This is a genomic window from Pectobacterium carotovorum, assembly GCA_016415585.1.
GTDB lineage: Bacteria > Pseudomonadota > Gammaproteobacteria > Enterobacterales > Enterobacteriaceae > Pectobacterium > Pectobacterium carotovorum_K.
Window position 1 is genome coordinate 2670958 of sequence record CP066552.1, and the last position, 15116, is coordinate 2686073.

Here is a 15116-nt window from a genome sequence, read left to right on the forward strand (position 1 = left end):
TAAGTCAAAGCCATAACGAGAAAAATAGGATAAAGTTATCAATACTTCGGACAAAAATGTCTTAAATGGATCAGCGTGATGATGGACAAACTGGGCAGTATTGGCATTTTTGTGCGCGTGGCTGAACGGCTTGGGTTCTCTGCCGTATCGCGCGAATTGGGGGTTTCCCCCTCCTCTGTCGGCAAAGCGGTTGCACGGTTGGAAGCACGTTTGGGTGTGCGACTCTTTCACCGCAGTACACGAACGCTGGCATTGACCGCCGAAGGTGAAAAATTCCTTGAACGCTGCCGCAGTATTCTGAGCGAGGTCGAAGCTGCTGAACTGGAAATGACGCAGGCCAGCGAGACGCCACACGGTAAATTGCGCGTCAGCCTGCCCAGACACAGCAGCCTGTTCGAGCCTGTCATCGCAGATTTTATGCGGCGCTATCCGGCGGTCGAATTGGATCTGGATTTCTCCGACCGTTTAGTGGATGTCATTGGTGATGGTTTTGATGCCGCCATACGCACCGGAACGCTGGCGGATTCAGGACTCAAGCGCCGTCAGTTGGGCACGTTCCGCCGCGTGCTGGTCGGGGCACCAGAATATTTTAAGGAACACGGGCAGCCGCAGCATCCGATGGATCTTCAGGCGCATATCTGCCTGCATTACCGCTTTCCCAGCTCCGGCCGTCTCGAACCGTGGCCGCTTCCGCCAACCGCAGGGGAAACCCCCAACGATATTCCACTCTCGCTGGTCTGCAACAGCATAGAAATGCGCATCCATCTTGCTCGACAGGCCCAAGGCATTGCCTGCCTGCCAGATTTCAGCGTGGCGAAATACCTGCGCGATGGCCGATTACAGACCATCCTTAATGACTTCACCCACAATAGCAGCCCAATGTGGATTCTCTGGCCCGCCAGTCGCGACCTGTCCCCCAAACTCCGGGCATTCATTGACTGCCTGAATGAGAAAACGTTTGGTTGATAGCGCTCTGTGGCGGAGGAATGCGAGCTTAACTCTCGTTTCGCCCGCTACCACCACTGACTAAACGTCTGCTGCGGATTATCAACCTGAACGCGTTCACCAATGCGGGGCGTCATCAGTCGCCAGTCTTGGTTTTCACTCGCCTGAGAGATCCGATCCAGCGGATCGTTCCAGCGGTGGTGAGCCAGCTTAAATTTGCTGTTATGGCTCGGTAGTACCGCTTTAGCCTGCAAATCACTGGCCGCCTGCGCGCTTTCTTCCGGCGTCATATGCACGTGTGGCCAGTCCCGATCGTATTGCCCGCATTCTAGTATCGCGATATCGAACCCGCCCAGACGCTCAGCGATCTCCTTGTAATGCGCGCCATAGCCGCTATCCCCGCCGAGATACAGACGATACTGTGGCGTAATCAGCGCAAATGAGCCCCACAGCGTTTGGTTATGTTTGAGAAGCCGACCAGAAAAATGCTGTGTAGGAAGCACATGGATGTCGACCCCGTTCTCTTTCAGGCAACTGAACCAGCCGCCTTCCGTAATATCTTGCTGCGGGAAGCCCCATTTTACAAAATAGGAACCTACGCCCGTTGGCGTGACGATGCGGCGGATTTTCCCGCGTAGCGCGTTCAGCGTGGGGTAATCCAGATGATCCCAGTGATCGTGGGTGATCAGCAGATAGTCGATTTCGGGAACATCGTCCGGTGAATACACATTGCTGCCCTTGAAAGCGACGTTGGTGCGCGGCACTGGCGAAGCGTTGTCGCTAAATACCGGATCCAGCAGGAACGTTTTCCCTTCCAGTTGAATAAAATAGCTGGAGTGTCCCATCCAGATGATGACGTTATCCGTTTTACTCAACTGATGCAGATTGGTTTTTTCCGACGGCAGCCGGGTATCTGGTAACGCGCCAGCGTCTTTCTCGAAAAGAAAGCGATACAGCAGCGTGAATCGGTTCTGGCTATCGACCGTCGGGCGAGCCACTGGGTTATGAAACGCGCCATCGCGAAAGAGTGGGTTTTCCGGCTGGGGCTTGACCTCTGGTGATACATACTGCGGCTGTTTTAACCAGCCGTAAACGGCGACTACAATCACAGCCAAAACGAGTAACAAAAGCATAGCGTTTATCCGGTGTCGTTTCGTGATGAATATATTTCGTAATGAATGTCGTTTCGCCATGCCCGATTTCAGGCATCGGCCCTTTGGCACCGGCAGTTATGCACGAACGCTGAGAATCTGGCAAGGGAGAATCGGGGGATTTTTGGTGCAAAAAAAGCGAAGGTGTTCGCCTTCGCTCAGAAATGTTGATGAGAAACCGTGGGGGTCTGTCGCCGCTGACGCCTGTCCTACTGTGTCAGCGCAGATTACTTTTTAAGCGCCAGCATCGTTTTTCCCATCCCAACAACAAACTCATTTTGTTGTCCGATGACCTTATTCAGCGCGGCTTCATCCTGAATATTTTCGACCGTGTTGATCGCCTGCACTTCCAGCACGCGCCCTTTAATCAGCGTCGAGCACAGCGAATGCAGAACCTTGTTATTCAGAATCGTTTGTAAGCAGCGAAAAGGCGTCGCATCATCAATGTTTCCCGCACGCTGGTCAGGTTTGATACGCTGGCGCAGCATCTCTTTTTCCGTACTGGCGATCACCGCATCCAGATCGCTGGGTTTGGAGGCAATCGGGACATTGCCATCTCTATCTGGCGGCAGCATGAACAGTGAAACCAGCGCCTTATTGCCTGTCGTAGGGTCAACATACTCGGTCTGCACCATGTGGTTTACCGCATCGACCACTTTTTCTCGCTGAATCATGTTCAACAGCTGCGCAGGTAATGCATCGGTAAGATCCTGCGTGGTATAGCCGACGAACAAGTCTGGATCTTTTGTTTCGGCAAATCCGTGCAACGGCAGCACCAGTAACAGACCCGCAATCCCTTTCTTTATCACACTGATTTTCATTATATTCCTCGACTCTTCATTGTGTGCATTCCCCTATCTCACCACTCGCTATTCTTATCACGCTGACGTCGATAGCCTCAGGCCTTTTTACCACGTTTACACGCGACAGTGCATTCTACAACGACAGGAAAGAATAGCATTTTTTATAGAAAAACTTGTTGTCGGAGAATTCCTTCGCTAGAATCGCGCCGTTTACTCACCCCCAATGTGTCATGTGGAGCCCTAAAGTGCCCTTTACGTCAGCCCCCCTCTAACCGCCGACGACTGCATTAAGCAGCCTCGATTCGGCGCAGTCTGCGCCAGCGTTGGCTGCGGTACGAGTTCCCTGTTTTCCCCGCTATTGTGCGGAGCAGAAAACGAATCTCCCGCTTCCTCCCCCGCGACTCTGACCTCTGGAATGCCAGTGGACAGTCTATAGACTCGCGCCAGAACACGTTCGTCGGCCCTCTTTTTTTACTGTAGATGGGCCTGGCTGCGCCAATAACGCAGCAGGCGAAAAACATGTATTTACATTCAATACCGTTATTAAAATATCCGCGTACCCCTCATCTGGAAGGTTCGCGTTTACAGCCCGGCGATGATGCGTCGGATCAAATTGCACTGAAAGCACTGGCAGGCCGTTACGTCGTGATCGAAGAAAAGATCGACGGCGCAAACAGCGGCGTGTCCTTCAATGAAACGGCAGAACTCCTGCTCCAGTCGCGCGGCCACTATCTGGCTGGCGGCTCACGGGAGCGGCAGTTCAATCAGTTCAAGCTCTGGGCCACCGCGCACGAAATGCGTTTTCTTGAGCTGCTGGAAGACCGCTTCGTGATGTACGGCGAATGGGCGTACAGCAAGCATTCCGTGTTTTACGACCGTTTGCCGCACTACTTTCACGAATTTGATCTTTACGATCGTCGCGACGGCATTTTTTTATCGACGGCGCGCCGACATGCGATGCTGGCCGGTTCGCCCGTGCTGTCCGTTCCGGTACTTTATGCTGGGGAAATGCCAACGAATCCGGCGTTGCTGTGGAAGCTGGTGTTCCGTTCGCTGGCAAAAAGCCAGAACTGGAAGACGGCGTTTGAATCCACCGTGCAGCGTGAAGGTTTACCGCTCGCGTTGTGCTGGCAACAAACCGATAAATCGGATCGTTCGGAAGGCCTGTATCTGAAGGTTGAAGATGATGAACAGGTACTGGCTCGTTACAAGCTGGTGCGCCATGACTTTATCCAGACCATTTTAGACAGCGGCTCGCATCATTCCCGACGCCCTATTTTGCCGAACCAACTGGCTGAAGGCGTTGATCTGTACGCGCCTTGCCCAGCCGTATCCTGGGAAATGTTGGGGCTGAATACGCTGCGTTCTTTAGACGCGCTCGCCGCCGCCATGCCCGATAAGCAAGGAGTATGATTATCATGGAGTGGAATACCATCAGGGGATTGGTCCCTGCCTCTGGCGCACAGCCAGATTTTGCAGATTGTCTGGATGCGTTCCCGGTGCTTCAACGCGCCAAAGAGACGCAGCAGGAGCCGCGCTACCACGGCGAAGGCGATGTTTGGACACACACCATCATGGTGGTCGAATCGCTATTGCAGCTTCCCGATTACCAGACAGCCACGCGCGAGCAGCAGGAAATCTTGTTTTTTGCCGCATTGCTGCATGACGTTGCAAAGTACCGCACGACGGTAATTGACCCGGTAACGGGTCAGATTGGTCAACCGGGACATTCGCGCAAAGGCGCCATCGACGCCCGCGTGCTGCTGTGGGATGCAGGCGTTCCGTTTGCGATTCGGGAAGCGATTTGCCGCTTAATTTCGGTGCATCAGGTGCCGTTTTACTGCCTTGAGGATGAACGTCGTCGGGTGTCGCCGATCTTTACGATTCGCGAACTGTCATGGCAGTTGAGCATTCCGCTGCTGGCAACGCTGGCGGAAGCCGATATGCGCGGACGCATCTGTCAGGATCAAGCGCGCGTGCTCGACAGTATTGAGCTGTTTCGCGAGCTGGCGCGGGAGGAAGGCTGTTACGGCCAACCGAGATCGTTTGTCGATGCTCATACGCGCCTAAGTTATTTTCGCGGAGCCGATGTTCATCCAGACTACCCACTTTTTCAGGAACCGGGTTCAAAGGTCACCGTGATGTGCGGTTTGCCGGCTTCGGGAAAAGATACCTGGGTGCGAACACATCGGCCCCATTTACCCGTGGTTTCTTTCGACGATGCGCGAACAGAGTTGGGGCTGAAACACGGTGAAAACGAAGGGAAAGCGGTGCACTGGGCGACCGACAAAGCGCGTTCACTGCTGCGAACGCACGAACCGTTCGTGTGGAATGCCACGCATCTCAGCCAGCAAATGCGCACCCGCACGTTGGATCTGTGCTACGCCTACGGCGCAGAAGTGGAGATCGTTTATCTGGAGCGTCCGCGTCAGGAATTGCTGCGCCGCAATGGGAAACGGGACACCACATTGAGCAACAAAACGCTGCAAGGTATGCTGACGAAATGGGAACTTCCTTCGCCGACAGAAGCGCATAATGTTCACTATGAAAGCTAACGTCGCCGTAACGCACTTCAACGTGGAAGCGCGGTAAACGGGATCTCGTACTCTGTGAGACCGTTTCTTCCTGCATCAACATACGGTTTTTCATAGAGCGGTTTATCGTCCTCGAAACGTTCGGGGACGATAAATCCCCCCGCCGCCTTGATTGAAGATTTATGTGAATTTAGCGAGAAGATAGACGCATAATCATAATAATGAAATCACACAATTGTCAGGCAATTGCCACCCCAGCCCCAGATGCTTACCCCATCCGGCGTAAAACCGTTGCAGCGAAAATACCCCACTGTATCGTTCTCGCCAAGCAGCAGCACGTCTCTGGAGCCCCAAATTTTGTAGCCATTTGAAGCCCTATTATATGCGTTGAGGTCTCGTTGCTCTTAAAATCCTTTACGCCGTATGTCGCTTCTAAGATTATAAAAAAACCTTCGTACAGAAGGGTGCATTACGTAAGTGTGGCTAAGCATTATCGTTTGCAAATCAAAATGATTCATATTTTATTTATTAGATATTAAGGTGCTGGTACAACGACAGACCACTCCTTAGTTGGGCTGCCTAAAACAACCAACTCTTCATTTTTAGATATAACATATTGTTTATTATACACATATAGAGTTGATTTGTATTTTGCCTTACTCGTAATATGTATAATTCCGCCACTAAATGGTACTTCATCTGGAATGAAGATATTTGGAGACCAGTGTGTATCATATAAATCGATATAAATGTAATTATTTACTTTCAATGCATCATTTAGTTGTGATTGCGTTATATCCTTTCCATTTGAAAAATCTAAATTTGTAAAATACTCATTCATATAAACCCCTCGCATTCATTGATTTGACATAAAATACACAACGACTTTAATTGGTATTATTATGTATAGCTCAATAGAATAAATAATCAATGAAAAAATCTATATTTACCCTAACCATCGATAAATTAAAAACATTCGTTCATCACCAAAAATAAATCAATATTATATTTAAAAAGCATGATATTAAAATTAAATCATTTACAATTTAATATATACACCATAAATAATTCGAGTTACATGATAAAATTTTACCGAATCAACTGGCTGAAGGCGTTGATTTGTACGCGCCTTGTCCACAAGTATCCTGGGAAATGCTGGGGCTGAATACGCTGCGTTCTTTAGACGCACTCGCCACCGCCATGCCCGATAAGCAAGGAGTATGATTATCATGGAGTGGAATACCATCAGGGGATTGGTCCCTGCCTCTGGCGCACAGCCAGATTTTGCTGATTGTCTGGATGCGTTCCCGGTGCTTCAACGCGCCAAAGAGACGCAGCAGGAGCCGCGCTACCACGGCGAAGGCGATGTCTGGATACACACAATGCTGGTTGTCGAGTCGCTATTACAGCTTCCCGATTATCAGACAGCCACGCGCGAACAGCAGGAGATACTGTTTTTTGCCGCGTTGCTGCATGACGTTGCGAAATACCGAACGATAGTGATCGATCCGGTGACAGGGATAATTGGTCAACCGGGGCATTCGCGTAAAGGAGCGATCGACGCTCGGGCGCTACTGTGGGACGCTGGCGTGCCGTTTGCGATTCGGGAAGCGATTTGCCGGTTAATTTCGGTGCATCAGGTACCGTTTTACTGCCTTGAGGATGAGCGCCGCCGGGTGTCGCCGATCTTTACGATTCGCGAATTGTCCTGGCAGTTGAGCATTCCGCTACTGGCAACGCTGGCGGAGGCCGATATGCGCGGGAGGAAGGCTGCTACGGCCAACCGAGAGCGTTTGTCGATGTCCATACGCGCCTGAGCTATTTTCGCGGAGCCGATGTCCATCCAGACTATCCACTGTTTCAGGAACCGGGTTCAAAGATCACCGTGATGTGCGGTTTGCCGGCTTCGGGAAAAGATACTTGGGTGCGAACACATCGGCCCAATTTACCCGTGGTTTCTTTCGACGATGCGCGAACAGAGTTGGGGCTGAAACACGGTGAAAATGAAGGGAAAGCGGTGCACTGGGCGACCGACAAAGCGCGTTCACTGCTGCGAACACACGAATCATTTGTGTGGAACGCTACGCACCTGAGCCAGCAGATGCGCGCCCATACGTTGGATCTGTGCTATGCCTACGGTGCAGAAGTGGAGATCGTCTATCTGGAGCGTCCACGTCAGGAATTGCTGCGTCGCAACGGTAAACGGGACACTACGTTGAGCAATAAAACGTTGCAGGGGATGCTGACAAAATGGGAACTTCCATCGCCGACGGAAGCACATGATGTTCGCTATGAAAGCTAAGCAATTCATTTAAGGAGGGAAACGGCGTCATATCCCACCAAAATGGAAACAATTAAATGATAACTCAAAAAGTGAATATTTATCGCGCGGAATATCATGCGAACGGCTGAGATATTCCACGCCAAATTATGTTTGCGGCTTTATCTGAAAGTACGCCTTGGTATTATTTTTTTACACTTATACAGGCGTGTTTAATAAGCTCTCAACCGGGGGAGGAACTTGCAGATAAAAGCCCTGTTCCTGCAGCGCAAGTTTCACTTTTTCTATATCGGCATTCGCCAGTTTTTTACGCCCATCCAGCGGTAAGAGCATGGCTAACTGCGGCGTGCCGAAACTTTTCATTAATTCTTCTGGCACGCGTGAGAAATCGTCTTTTTTTTCAACATAAAGATAGGTCTGATCGCGTTTCGCACTTCGATAGATCACACAAAACATTTTTTTTACTCTATTTGATGGGAATGCCATCTTGCCTGTATATAATTGTGACTATAACATGCTTACAGCGCTCTGGAATATCATGCCTTAAATGTTACTCTAGGGATTAAAAGATGCTGAAAATGAGTCAGGATAGATGTCACAAACGCCAATAGAGCTAAAAGGCAGCAGCTTTACCTTATCGGTTGTTCATTTGCATGATTCCCAACCCGAGGTAATTTACCAGGCACTACAGGAAAAAATAGAGCAGGCGCCTGCTTTCCTGAAAAATGCCCCCGTTGTGATTAATGTTGCTGCATTAACAGCGGAAACGGACTGGATAAAATTACAGCAGGCCATTTCGTCAACTGGCCTGCATGTCGTTGGCGTCAGCGGGTGTACCGACGACGCATTAAAGAAAATCATTGCGCAGGCGGGGCTTCCCCTTCTGAGCGAAGGTAAAGCACAACGCCGGGTCGTCGAGCCCATCGCCGCCGTTCCTCCTGCGGTGAAAACGAAAGTCATCAGTCCCCCCGTTCGTTCCGGCCAACAGATTTACGCCCGGAACTGTGACTTAATCATCACGAGCAACGTGAGCGCGGGTGCTGAGGTGATTGCCGATGGCAATATTCATATTTATGGCATGATGCGCGGCCGAGCCCTCGCAGGCGTTTCTGGCGATGTTCAGTGCCAGATATTCTGTACGCATCTGGCCGCAGAACTGGTTTCGATTGCTGGCCGTTACTGGCTGAGCGATCAGATTCCTGAAGCGTATTTTGGGCAGCCAGCACGGATCAATCTGAACCAACTGGACAATGTTTTAACGATAAAACCTCTAGACTAGAATCTCCCAAGGAAACATTTATGGCACGCATCATTGTTGTTACATCGGGTAAAGGGGGCGTTGGCAAGACCACATCAAGCGCGGCCATTGCTACCGGTTTAGCCCAGAAAGGAAAAAAGACGGTTGTCATCGATTTTGACATTGGTCTGCGTAACCTCGACCTGATCATGGGATGTGAGCGTCGCGTGGTGTATGACTTCGTCAACGTTATTCAGGGTGATGCCACGCTGAATCAAGCGCTGATCAAAGATAAGAGAACGGATAATCTCTACATTCTGCCAGCATCTCAAACGCGTGATAAAGATGCGTTAACGCATGAAGGCGTAGAGAAAGTGCTCAACGATCTGGGCGACATGGAATTCGATTTTATCGTGTGTGACTCACCCGCCGGGATTGAAACCGGTGCGTTGATGGCGCTCTATTTCGCCGACGAAGCGATTATCACCACCAACCCGGAAGTCTCTTCCGTTCGCGACTCCGACCGTATTCTGGGCATTCTGTCTTCGAAATCACGTCGTGCAGAACGTTCTGAAGATCCGATTAAAGAGCATCTGCTGTTGACGCGCTACAACCCAGGCCGGGTGAGCCGTGGCGACATGCTGAGTATGGAAGACGTTCTTGAAATTCTGCGGATTCCGCTGGTTGGCGTAATCCCAGAAGACCAATCTGTGCTCCGCGCTTCTAACCAGGGCGAACCCGTCATTCTGGATGCGGAAGCCGATGCAGGCAAAGCCTACGCGGATACCGTTGAACGTCTGCTTGGCGAAGAGCGTCCTTTCCGTTTTGTTGAAGAAGAGAAGAAGGGTTTTCTTAAACGACTTTTTGGGGGATAAATTATGGCTTTACTGGACTTCTTTCTGTCCCGCAAAAAAACGACAGCCAATATTGCCAAGGAACGGCTGCAAATTATTGTCGCGGAGCGACGCCGGGGAGATAGCGAACCCCATTATCTGCCGCAATTAAAGCGAGACATTCTTGAGGTTATCTGTAGATATGTACAGATCGACCCTGAGATGGTGACGGTTCAGCTTGAGCAAAAAGGAGATGATATTTCCGTGCTTGAGTTGAACGTTACATTACCGGAAGCGGAAGAAACGCCTAAATGATTTTTCTGCTGTGATATCCCCTGCTTTTACGTAGGGGATATCTATTCCCGTCATACATCAAACTAAGTGCATTTCATTTCACAATAGACTGTATATTTAGCCAGTTTTTTATTTCTTATTTTATTTTTTTCACCGTATTCTTATCACCCTATTTGCTGCTTTTTTATGATTACATCATCACAGCAAATAAGGCGTATTGATAAGACGTGTTTACTGGTGATTAATAGCCCTGCACAATTTCACGCAGTTCATCACCATATAACTGACCGCGCCAGCCAGACAACATTTCCGGCATCCCCGCATCTTGCCCACTTAATTTCCAGTGCCAGTTCAGCAGACGATTAATTTGGCGACGTGAGGCCAAAAGCTCGGCGGATAATCCACTCTGTTCGCTCACGCGCTGCACTAGCGCTTTGATATCTTTAAACGCCTTTTTATAGCCGGGATAGTCGATTAAATTCATCACCGGAGGTGGGCAATCCGCATCAGCAATACCGTCCGTCTGTGTAACACAGTCCAACAGCGTTTTGCCGTGGTAGCGGATTTCAGGGCCGCTCAGCCCCAGCGAGCTCAGTTCACCCAGCGACGTCGGCAGACAACGCGCCACCTGCAAGAGGTTCTCTTCACGTACGACAAAATTCACCGCGCTGTCTCGCTCGCGCGCTTTACGCAAACGCCACTCAGCCAGACGCTGAAGGCAAGCCAGATTTCGGCCACGCAGCTGCCAGGCGTTGCCAAATTCGCGATAGGCCAGCGCCGGTGCCAGAATATCCTGCTTACGCTGACACAGCAGGAGACACTCATCCAGCGCGGCATTTATCCACCCTGCGGCTTCCGTGTCTGCCACCAGTTGAATAGCCATCGGCAACAGATAGAACACATCGGCAGCAGCATAATCACACTGTTTTTCGCTCAGCGGACGAGCAAGCCAGTCCGTTCTCGACTCGCTTTTATCCAACGTCACGCCCATGTAATCGGCCACCAGCGCAGCAAAACCATATGAGAGCGGCTTGCCTAAAAATGCGGCCAGAATCTGTGTATCAATGAAAGGCGTCGGCAGCGTTCCAAACGCATTGAGAAACACTTCCAGATCTTCGCTGCCCGCATGCAGGAATTTAGTGACCTGTTCATCACGCAGTAACGCTTGAAAAGGGGCCCAGTCGGTAATCGTTAACGGGTCGATAAGTGAAAGCTGTTCGCCGTCATACAATTGAATCAACCCTAATTGCGGATAATACGTGCGGGTTCTGACGAACTCCGTGTCCAATGCTACCTGCGGAAAGCGTCGCGCCTGGGAGCAAACCTGTTGTAACCCGATGTCGGAAGTGATCAACTGATAATTCAAAACGTCATTCTCTTGGTTGTTTTTACTTTACGGTTCTGGATGAATCCGTATCGCTATAAAAAAGAACGCCGGATAAACCGGCGTGAAAACATCATATCGCGTCCTGCCTCTCTCTAGCAGTCGTTTTTCGCGGAAAATCGTCAGGCGGCAGCGTCTCTCTTTGCCTTCTTCTCGTCACGTAATTCGCGGCGCAGGATTTTCCCGACGTTGGATTTCGGCAAATCGTCGCAGAATTCAATCTCTTTCGGCACTTTATAGCCAGTAAGATTACGACGGCAGTGCGTGATAAGTTCCTCTTTCGTTAACGAGCGATCACGCCTTACCACAAAGGCTTTTACTGCCTCACCGGAGACCTCATTTTCCACCCCAATCACTGCCGACTCGGACACTTTGGGATGGCGACTGATAACATCTTCAATCTCCGTCGGATAGACGTTAAAGCCGGAGACCAGAATCATGTCTTTCTTGCGATCGATGACCCGCAGGAATCCTTCATCGTCAGAAGTGACGATGTCACCCGTTGCCAGCCAGCCATCTTTTAACACGTCGTCTGTAGCAGCAGGCTGCTGCCAGTACCCTAACATCACCTGCGGCCCGCGCACCCAGAGTTCACCTGATTCGCCCGGCCCAACATCGTTACCGTTGTCGTCAATGATTCTGACATCCGTTGATGCCACCGGCAGCCCGATGCTGCCGCTGTAATGCTTGAGATCATAAGGGTTCACGGCCACCAGAGGGGAACTTTCTGTTAACCCATATCCCTCAAGCAGATGTTTACCCGTTAACTTCTCCCAGCGTTCCGCTACCGCCCGCTGCACCGACGCACCGCCGCCAACGGACAATCGCAGTGTCGAGAAATCGAGCTCATGAAACTCTTTATTATTTAACAACGCATTAAACAGCGTATTGACGCCCGTAATCGCAGTAAAAGGATACTGTTTCAATTCTTTTACTACTGCAGGAATATCGCGGGGATTGGTGATCAGCAGATTCTGTCCGCCCAACTCAAAGAACAGCAGGCAGTTAGCCGTCAAAGCAAAAATATGGTACAGCGGCAACGCCGTTACCACCCATTCATTTCCTTCTCTCAATACCGGGCCATAAGCCGCAAGGCACTGTGCCAAATTCGCCTGCATATTGCGGTGTGTGAGCATGGCGCCCTTAGCCACCCCCGTCGTGCCGCCGGTATATTGCAGAAAGGCGAGATCGCTATTGATGATATCAGGCCGAACATACTGCTGGCGTCGCCCTTCCTGCAAAACACGACGAAACGATATCGCATCCGGCAGATGATACTTGGGCACTAGCCGCTTAATGTATTTCACTACGAAGTTAACCAGCGTGCCTTTTGCCGTGGATAGCTGGTCACCCATGCGAGTCAGGATAACGTACTTCACCGCCGTGTTATGAACGACTTTTTCCAGCGTATGCGCGAAGTTAGACACGATAACAATCGTGCTGGCACCGCTGTCTTTTAGCTGGTGTTCCAGTTCCCGTGGCGTATACAGTGGGTTAACGTTGACAACCACCATACCCGCACGCAACACGCCAAACAGCGCCACGGGATATTGCAGCAAATTGGGCATCATCAACGCCACACGATCGCCTTTCTGCAATTTAAGCTGGTTTTGCAGGTAGGCCGCAAACGCCCGGCTCCGCTCCTCCAGCTTACGAAACGTCATCACCTCACCCATATTGATAAATGCAGGTCGATCGGCATAACGTCTCACACCATTTTCAAACATGTCAATCAACGACGAATAGCGGTCTGGATCGATTTCCGCCGGCACATCCGCCGGATAGCGTGATAACCAAATTTTTTCCAAGACGTCACTCCCGAGATATTTTTTTAGCGGCATCATCGTCGCCCTCAGAGGCTTATTGTTATTAACATTATTTTAACTCAGCTTACCAGTTAGCTAACAAACAATGTTAAGGTTGCGAGAGCGATCACTAATTTATTCTTTATTCAAAAAAAATCAGGCAACCTGCATCGCCTGATTTCTTCACACCGAACTAAATAATTTTAGAATCTACCCCATAGGGCGTTATTGGCACAGTCAGTTTGGACACGGACAGTGCGGAAAAACCGGAGCGTACATGTAGTACGTGAGGATTATTCGCTACACTCACCCTGCGGGCCGCCACAAGTGGCGTTCAAACGCAATTGCGTTTGTGTGAGCACTGCTCAGGTTCAAAATGACAAGTAAAATAGCCCTATTCTTATTCTGTCACGACATTCTCAATCCGTGCCGGACCGGGCCAACCGCCGTCAAATCCCCATCCTGGGCCCCAACCGTAGCCGTAACCTGCGCGCCATCCCCACGGGCCATAGCCATAGCCGCCGGGTGGTGTTATCAGACGCTGCACAACATTCCAACGCTTGTAGCCCTGCGCATCGATCACGACATAACGATAGGGTTTATCCCCGATAGCGCCCTGTTCGGTGCCGACAATCGGCCCGACAACGGTGACCAGTTGGTCTTTAAAATCGACAGGTTCCAGAAAGCGATTTACATAGGCAATAAAACGCCCTTCTGACGGCATATCCAACCGCGGTTTCGCGCCGCTATCCAGCGGCATGCTGGCAATTTCCAGACGCGTTTTATTTGCTTCATTGCGGATGCTGACCACCCGCCCACCAAAGCGTGATTCCTGACCGACATAAATCTGCGGCGCATTCATCACACGCACCAAATCGTCCTGCGGCGTGGGTGAGGTGCCTTTAATGGCATCCGGCACCGTGACGCAGCCTGAAAGCAGCAGCGCTGTCGCAACCACCATACCGAGACGTGCTTTTTTCTGATTCAGATGCACACGCTTCATCTGTACGCGTTCTATCTGTACAAACATTGCACACCCCCTTCTTCAGATATCTGGTAGTTAGACTGCTCAGCATCGAATAAGTTGCTGTTTATGACAGGTATACTTCGCGCAGAATGCATATTCTGACTAGTCGCGGCCGGGCAACTTTTTCCAGGTTACTTCATTGCGCAGGTAGCGCGGTTGTGCATTCTCGACGCTGACCGCTTTTCCTGCCCGCCATAGCTGACATGCCAGAGGCAACATGTCCTGCGCCTGCGGCAACAGCACGTCGCCCTTCGCTAACACCAGCGAAGAATGGCTGACCAGTTCAGGATAGGTTTCCCATCCGGTGCCTACCGTGGCCCATTCGTCTGACAGCGCGGCAGTTAATGCCTGCACCTGTTCAGGTTTCAATACCGCTTCCTCGGATTCCCCCTGCCAGCTACCGTCAGCATCACGCTGATAGCAGCCCCAGTACACTTCTCCCATCCGCGCATCAATGGCCGCCAGCACCTGCGTTGCCTGCGTGAGACGGAAAGCGCCTTGTGCCATCGTCGCTAGTGACGATACGCCAAGCAGCGGTAAATCTGCTCCCAGCGCCAGCCCTTGGGCGATGCCAATACCAATCCGCACGCCGGTAAAACTTCCCGGCCCCTGACCAAAGGCCAACGCATCAAGATCCTTGAGCGTCAGGCCGCTATCGGCCAGCACCTGCTGCACCATCGGCAGAATACGTTGTGTGTGTTCACGGGGACAAATTTCGAACAGAGAATGAATTTCACCTTCATTCCAGAGTGCGACGGAACAGGCTTCCGTTGCGGTATCAAGCGCTAGAATTCGCGTAGACATGCCAACCTCAGGCAGGAT

14 protein-coding genes and 1 pseudogene are annotated in these 15116 nt (G+C 50.9%); 7 read left to right on the forward strand and 8 right to left on the reverse strand.

Annotated elements, in window-relative coordinates:
- Window positions 1–78: 78 nt before the first annotated feature.
- Complete coding sequence (locus tag JFY74_11730; protein ID QQG26812.1) at window positions 79–966, forward strand: LysR family transcriptional regulator; 888 nt, start codon at window positions 79–81, stop codon at window positions 964–966.
- Between the two features lie 47 nt (window positions 967–1013).
- Here the strand turns inward: JFY74_11730 and JFY74_11735 are convergent, their stop codons facing one another.
- Together JFY74_11735 and JFY74_11740 are read right to left on the reverse strand one after the other, a co-directional pair.
- Window positions 1014–2078 (reverse strand): MBL fold metallo-hydrolase, encoded by a 1065-nt coding sequence (locus JFY74_11735; GenBank protein ID QQG26813.1) that lies wholly within the window; start codon window positions 2076–2078, stop codon window positions 1014–1016.
- Between the two features lie 245 nt (window positions 2079–2323).
- On the reverse strand, window positions 2324–2917 hold the full coding sequence (locus JFY74_11740; protein ID QQG26814.1) for a hypothetical protein: 594 nt from the start codon (window positions 2915–2917) through the stop codon (window positions 2324–2326).
- Window positions 2918–3418: 501 nt separating this feature from the next.
- On the opposite strand from JFY74_11740, the gene JFY74_11745 reads away from it, so the two are divergent.
- Both JFY74_11745 and JFY74_11750 read left to right on the forward strand, forming a co-directional pair.
- A complete protein-coding gene (locus JFY74_11745; GenBank protein ID QQG26815.1) occupies window positions 3419–4312 on the forward strand; it encodes an RNA ligase family protein in 894 nt (297 codons plus the stop codon).
- The gene (locus tag JFY74_11750) at window positions 4309–5454 is read left to right on the forward strand and encodes an AAA family ATPase (protein QQG26816.1); all 1146 of its coding nucleotides are present in this window, start codon (window positions 4309–4311) and stop codon (window positions 5452–5454) included. The genes JFY74_11745 and JFY74_11750 overlap by 4 nt, the downstream gene beginning before the upstream one ends.
- 514 nt (window positions 5455–5968) lie before the next feature.
- Here the strand turns inward: JFY74_11750 and JFY74_11755 are convergent.
- On the reverse strand, window positions 5969–6274 hold the full coding sequence (locus JFY74_11755) for a hypothetical protein (protein ID QQG26817.1): 306 nt from the start codon (window positions 6272–6274) through the stop codon (window positions 5969–5971).
- Window positions 6275–6653: 379 nt separating this feature from the next.
- Here JFY74_11755 and JFY74_11760 point away from each other — a divergent pair.
- Window positions 6654–7735: pseudogene (locus JFY74_11760) on the forward strand (AAA family ATPase).
- A gap of 177 nt (window positions 7736–7912) precedes the next feature.
- Here the strand turns inward: JFY74_11760 and JFY74_11765 are convergent.
- A complete protein-coding gene (locus JFY74_11765; protein QQG30526.1) occupies window positions 7913–8170 on the reverse strand; it encodes a YcgL domain-containing protein in 258 nt (85 codons plus the stop codon).
- Between the two features lie 136 nt (window positions 8171–8306).
- Between JFY74_11765 and minC the strand changes: the two genes are divergently transcribed.
- From minC to minE, 3 genes are read left to right on the forward strand one after another with little or no spacing between them, the layout of a single operon-like run.
- The gene (gene minC, locus JFY74_11770; protein QQG26818.1) at window positions 8307–8993 is read left to right on the forward strand and encodes a septum site-determining protein MinC; all 687 of its coding nucleotides are present in this window, start codon (window positions 8307–8309) and stop codon (window positions 8991–8993) included.
- A 20-nt stretch (window positions 8994–9013) separates the two neighbouring features.
- The gene (gene minD / locus JFY74_11775; GenBank protein ID QQG26819.1) at window positions 9014–9826 is read left to right on the forward strand and encodes a septum site-determining protein MinD; all 813 of its coding nucleotides are present in this window, start codon (window positions 9014–9016) and stop codon (window positions 9824–9826) included.
- A 3-nt stretch (window positions 9827–9829) separates the two neighbouring features.
- Window positions 9830–10099, forward strand: a complete 270-nt coding sequence (gene minE / locus JFY74_11780; GenBank protein ID QQG26820.1) for a cell division topological specificity factor MinE — start codon at window positions 9830–9832, stop codon at window positions 10097–10099.
- A 220-nt stretch (window positions 10100–10319) separates the two neighbouring features.
- Here minE and rnd read toward each other — a convergent pair whose 3' ends face one another.
- The 4 genes from rnd to tsaB all read right to left on the reverse strand — a co-directional run bounded on the left by rnd (window position 10320) and on the right by tsaB (window position 15098).
- Window positions 10320–11444 (reverse strand): ribonuclease D, encoded by a 1125-nt coding sequence (rnd, locus tag JFY74_11785; GenBank protein QQG26821.1) that lies wholly within the window; start codon window positions 11442–11444, stop codon window positions 10320–10322.
- Between the two features lie 140 nt (window positions 11445–11584).
- A complete protein-coding gene (fadD, locus tag JFY74_11790; GenBank protein QQG26822.1) occupies window positions 11585–13270 on the reverse strand; it encodes a long-chain-fatty-acid--CoA ligase FadD in 1686 nt (561 codons plus the stop codon).
- A 397-nt stretch (window positions 13271–13667) separates the two neighbouring features.
- Entirely contained in the window at window positions 13668–14270 is a 603-nt protein-coding gene (locus JFY74_11795) for a Slp family lipoprotein (GenBank protein ID QQG30527.1), read from the reverse strand.
- A 126-nt stretch (window positions 14271–14396) separates the two neighbouring features.
- Window positions 14397–15098, reverse strand: a complete 702-nt coding sequence (tsaB, locus tag JFY74_11800; GenBank protein ID QQG26823.1) for a tRNA (adenosine(37)-N6)-threonylcarbamoyltransferase complex dimerization subunit type 1 TsaB — start codon at window positions 15096–15098, stop codon at window positions 14397–14399.
- Between the last annotated feature and the right edge of the window lie 18 nt (window positions 15099–15116).

Coding starts and splice junctions, on each gene's coding strand:
- minC (QQG26818.1), top strand. CDS start 8,307: ATGTCACAAACGCCAATAGAGCTAAAAGGCAGCAGCTTTACCTTATCG.
- tsaB (QQG26823.1), bottom strand. CDS start 15,098: ATGTCTACGCGAATTCTAGCGCTTGATACCGCAACGGAAGCCTGTTCC.
- JFY74_11740 (QQG26814.1), bottom strand. CDS start 2,917: ATGAAAATCAGTGTGATAAAGAAAGGGATTGCGGGTCTGTTACTGGTG.
- JFY74_11730 (QQG26812.1), top strand. CDS start 79: ATGATGGACAAACTGGGCAGTATTGGCATTTTTGTGCGCGTGGCTGAA.
- JFY74_11755 (QQG26817.1), bottom strand. CDS start 6,274: ATGAATGAGTATTTTACAAATTTAGATTTTTCAAATGGAAAGGATATA.
- JFY74_11765 (QQG30526.1), bottom strand. CDS start 8,170: ATGTTTTGTGTGATCTATCGAAGTGCGAAACGCGATCAGACCTATCTT.
- minE (QQG26820.1), top strand. CDS start 9,830: ATGGCTTTACTGGACTTCTTTCTGTCCCGCAAAAAAACGACAGCCAAT.
- JFY74_11735 (QQG26813.1), bottom strand. CDS start 2,078: ATGCTTTTGTTACTCGTTTTGGCTGTGATTGTAGTCGCCGTTTACGGC.
- JFY74_11745 (QQG26815.1), top strand. CDS start 3,419: ATGTATTTACATTCAATACCGTTATTAAAATATCCGCGTACCCCTCAT.
- JFY74_11795 (QQG30527.1), bottom strand. CDS start 14,270: ATGAAGCGTGTGCATCTGAATCAGAAAAAAGCACGTCTCGGTATGGTG.
- minD (QQG26819.1), top strand. CDS start 9,014: ATGGCACGCATCATTGTTGTTACATCGGGTAAAGGGGGCGTTGGCAAG.
- JFY74_11750 (QQG26816.1), top strand. CDS start 4,309: ATGATTATCATGGAGTGGAATACCATCAGGGGATTGGTCCCTGCCTCT.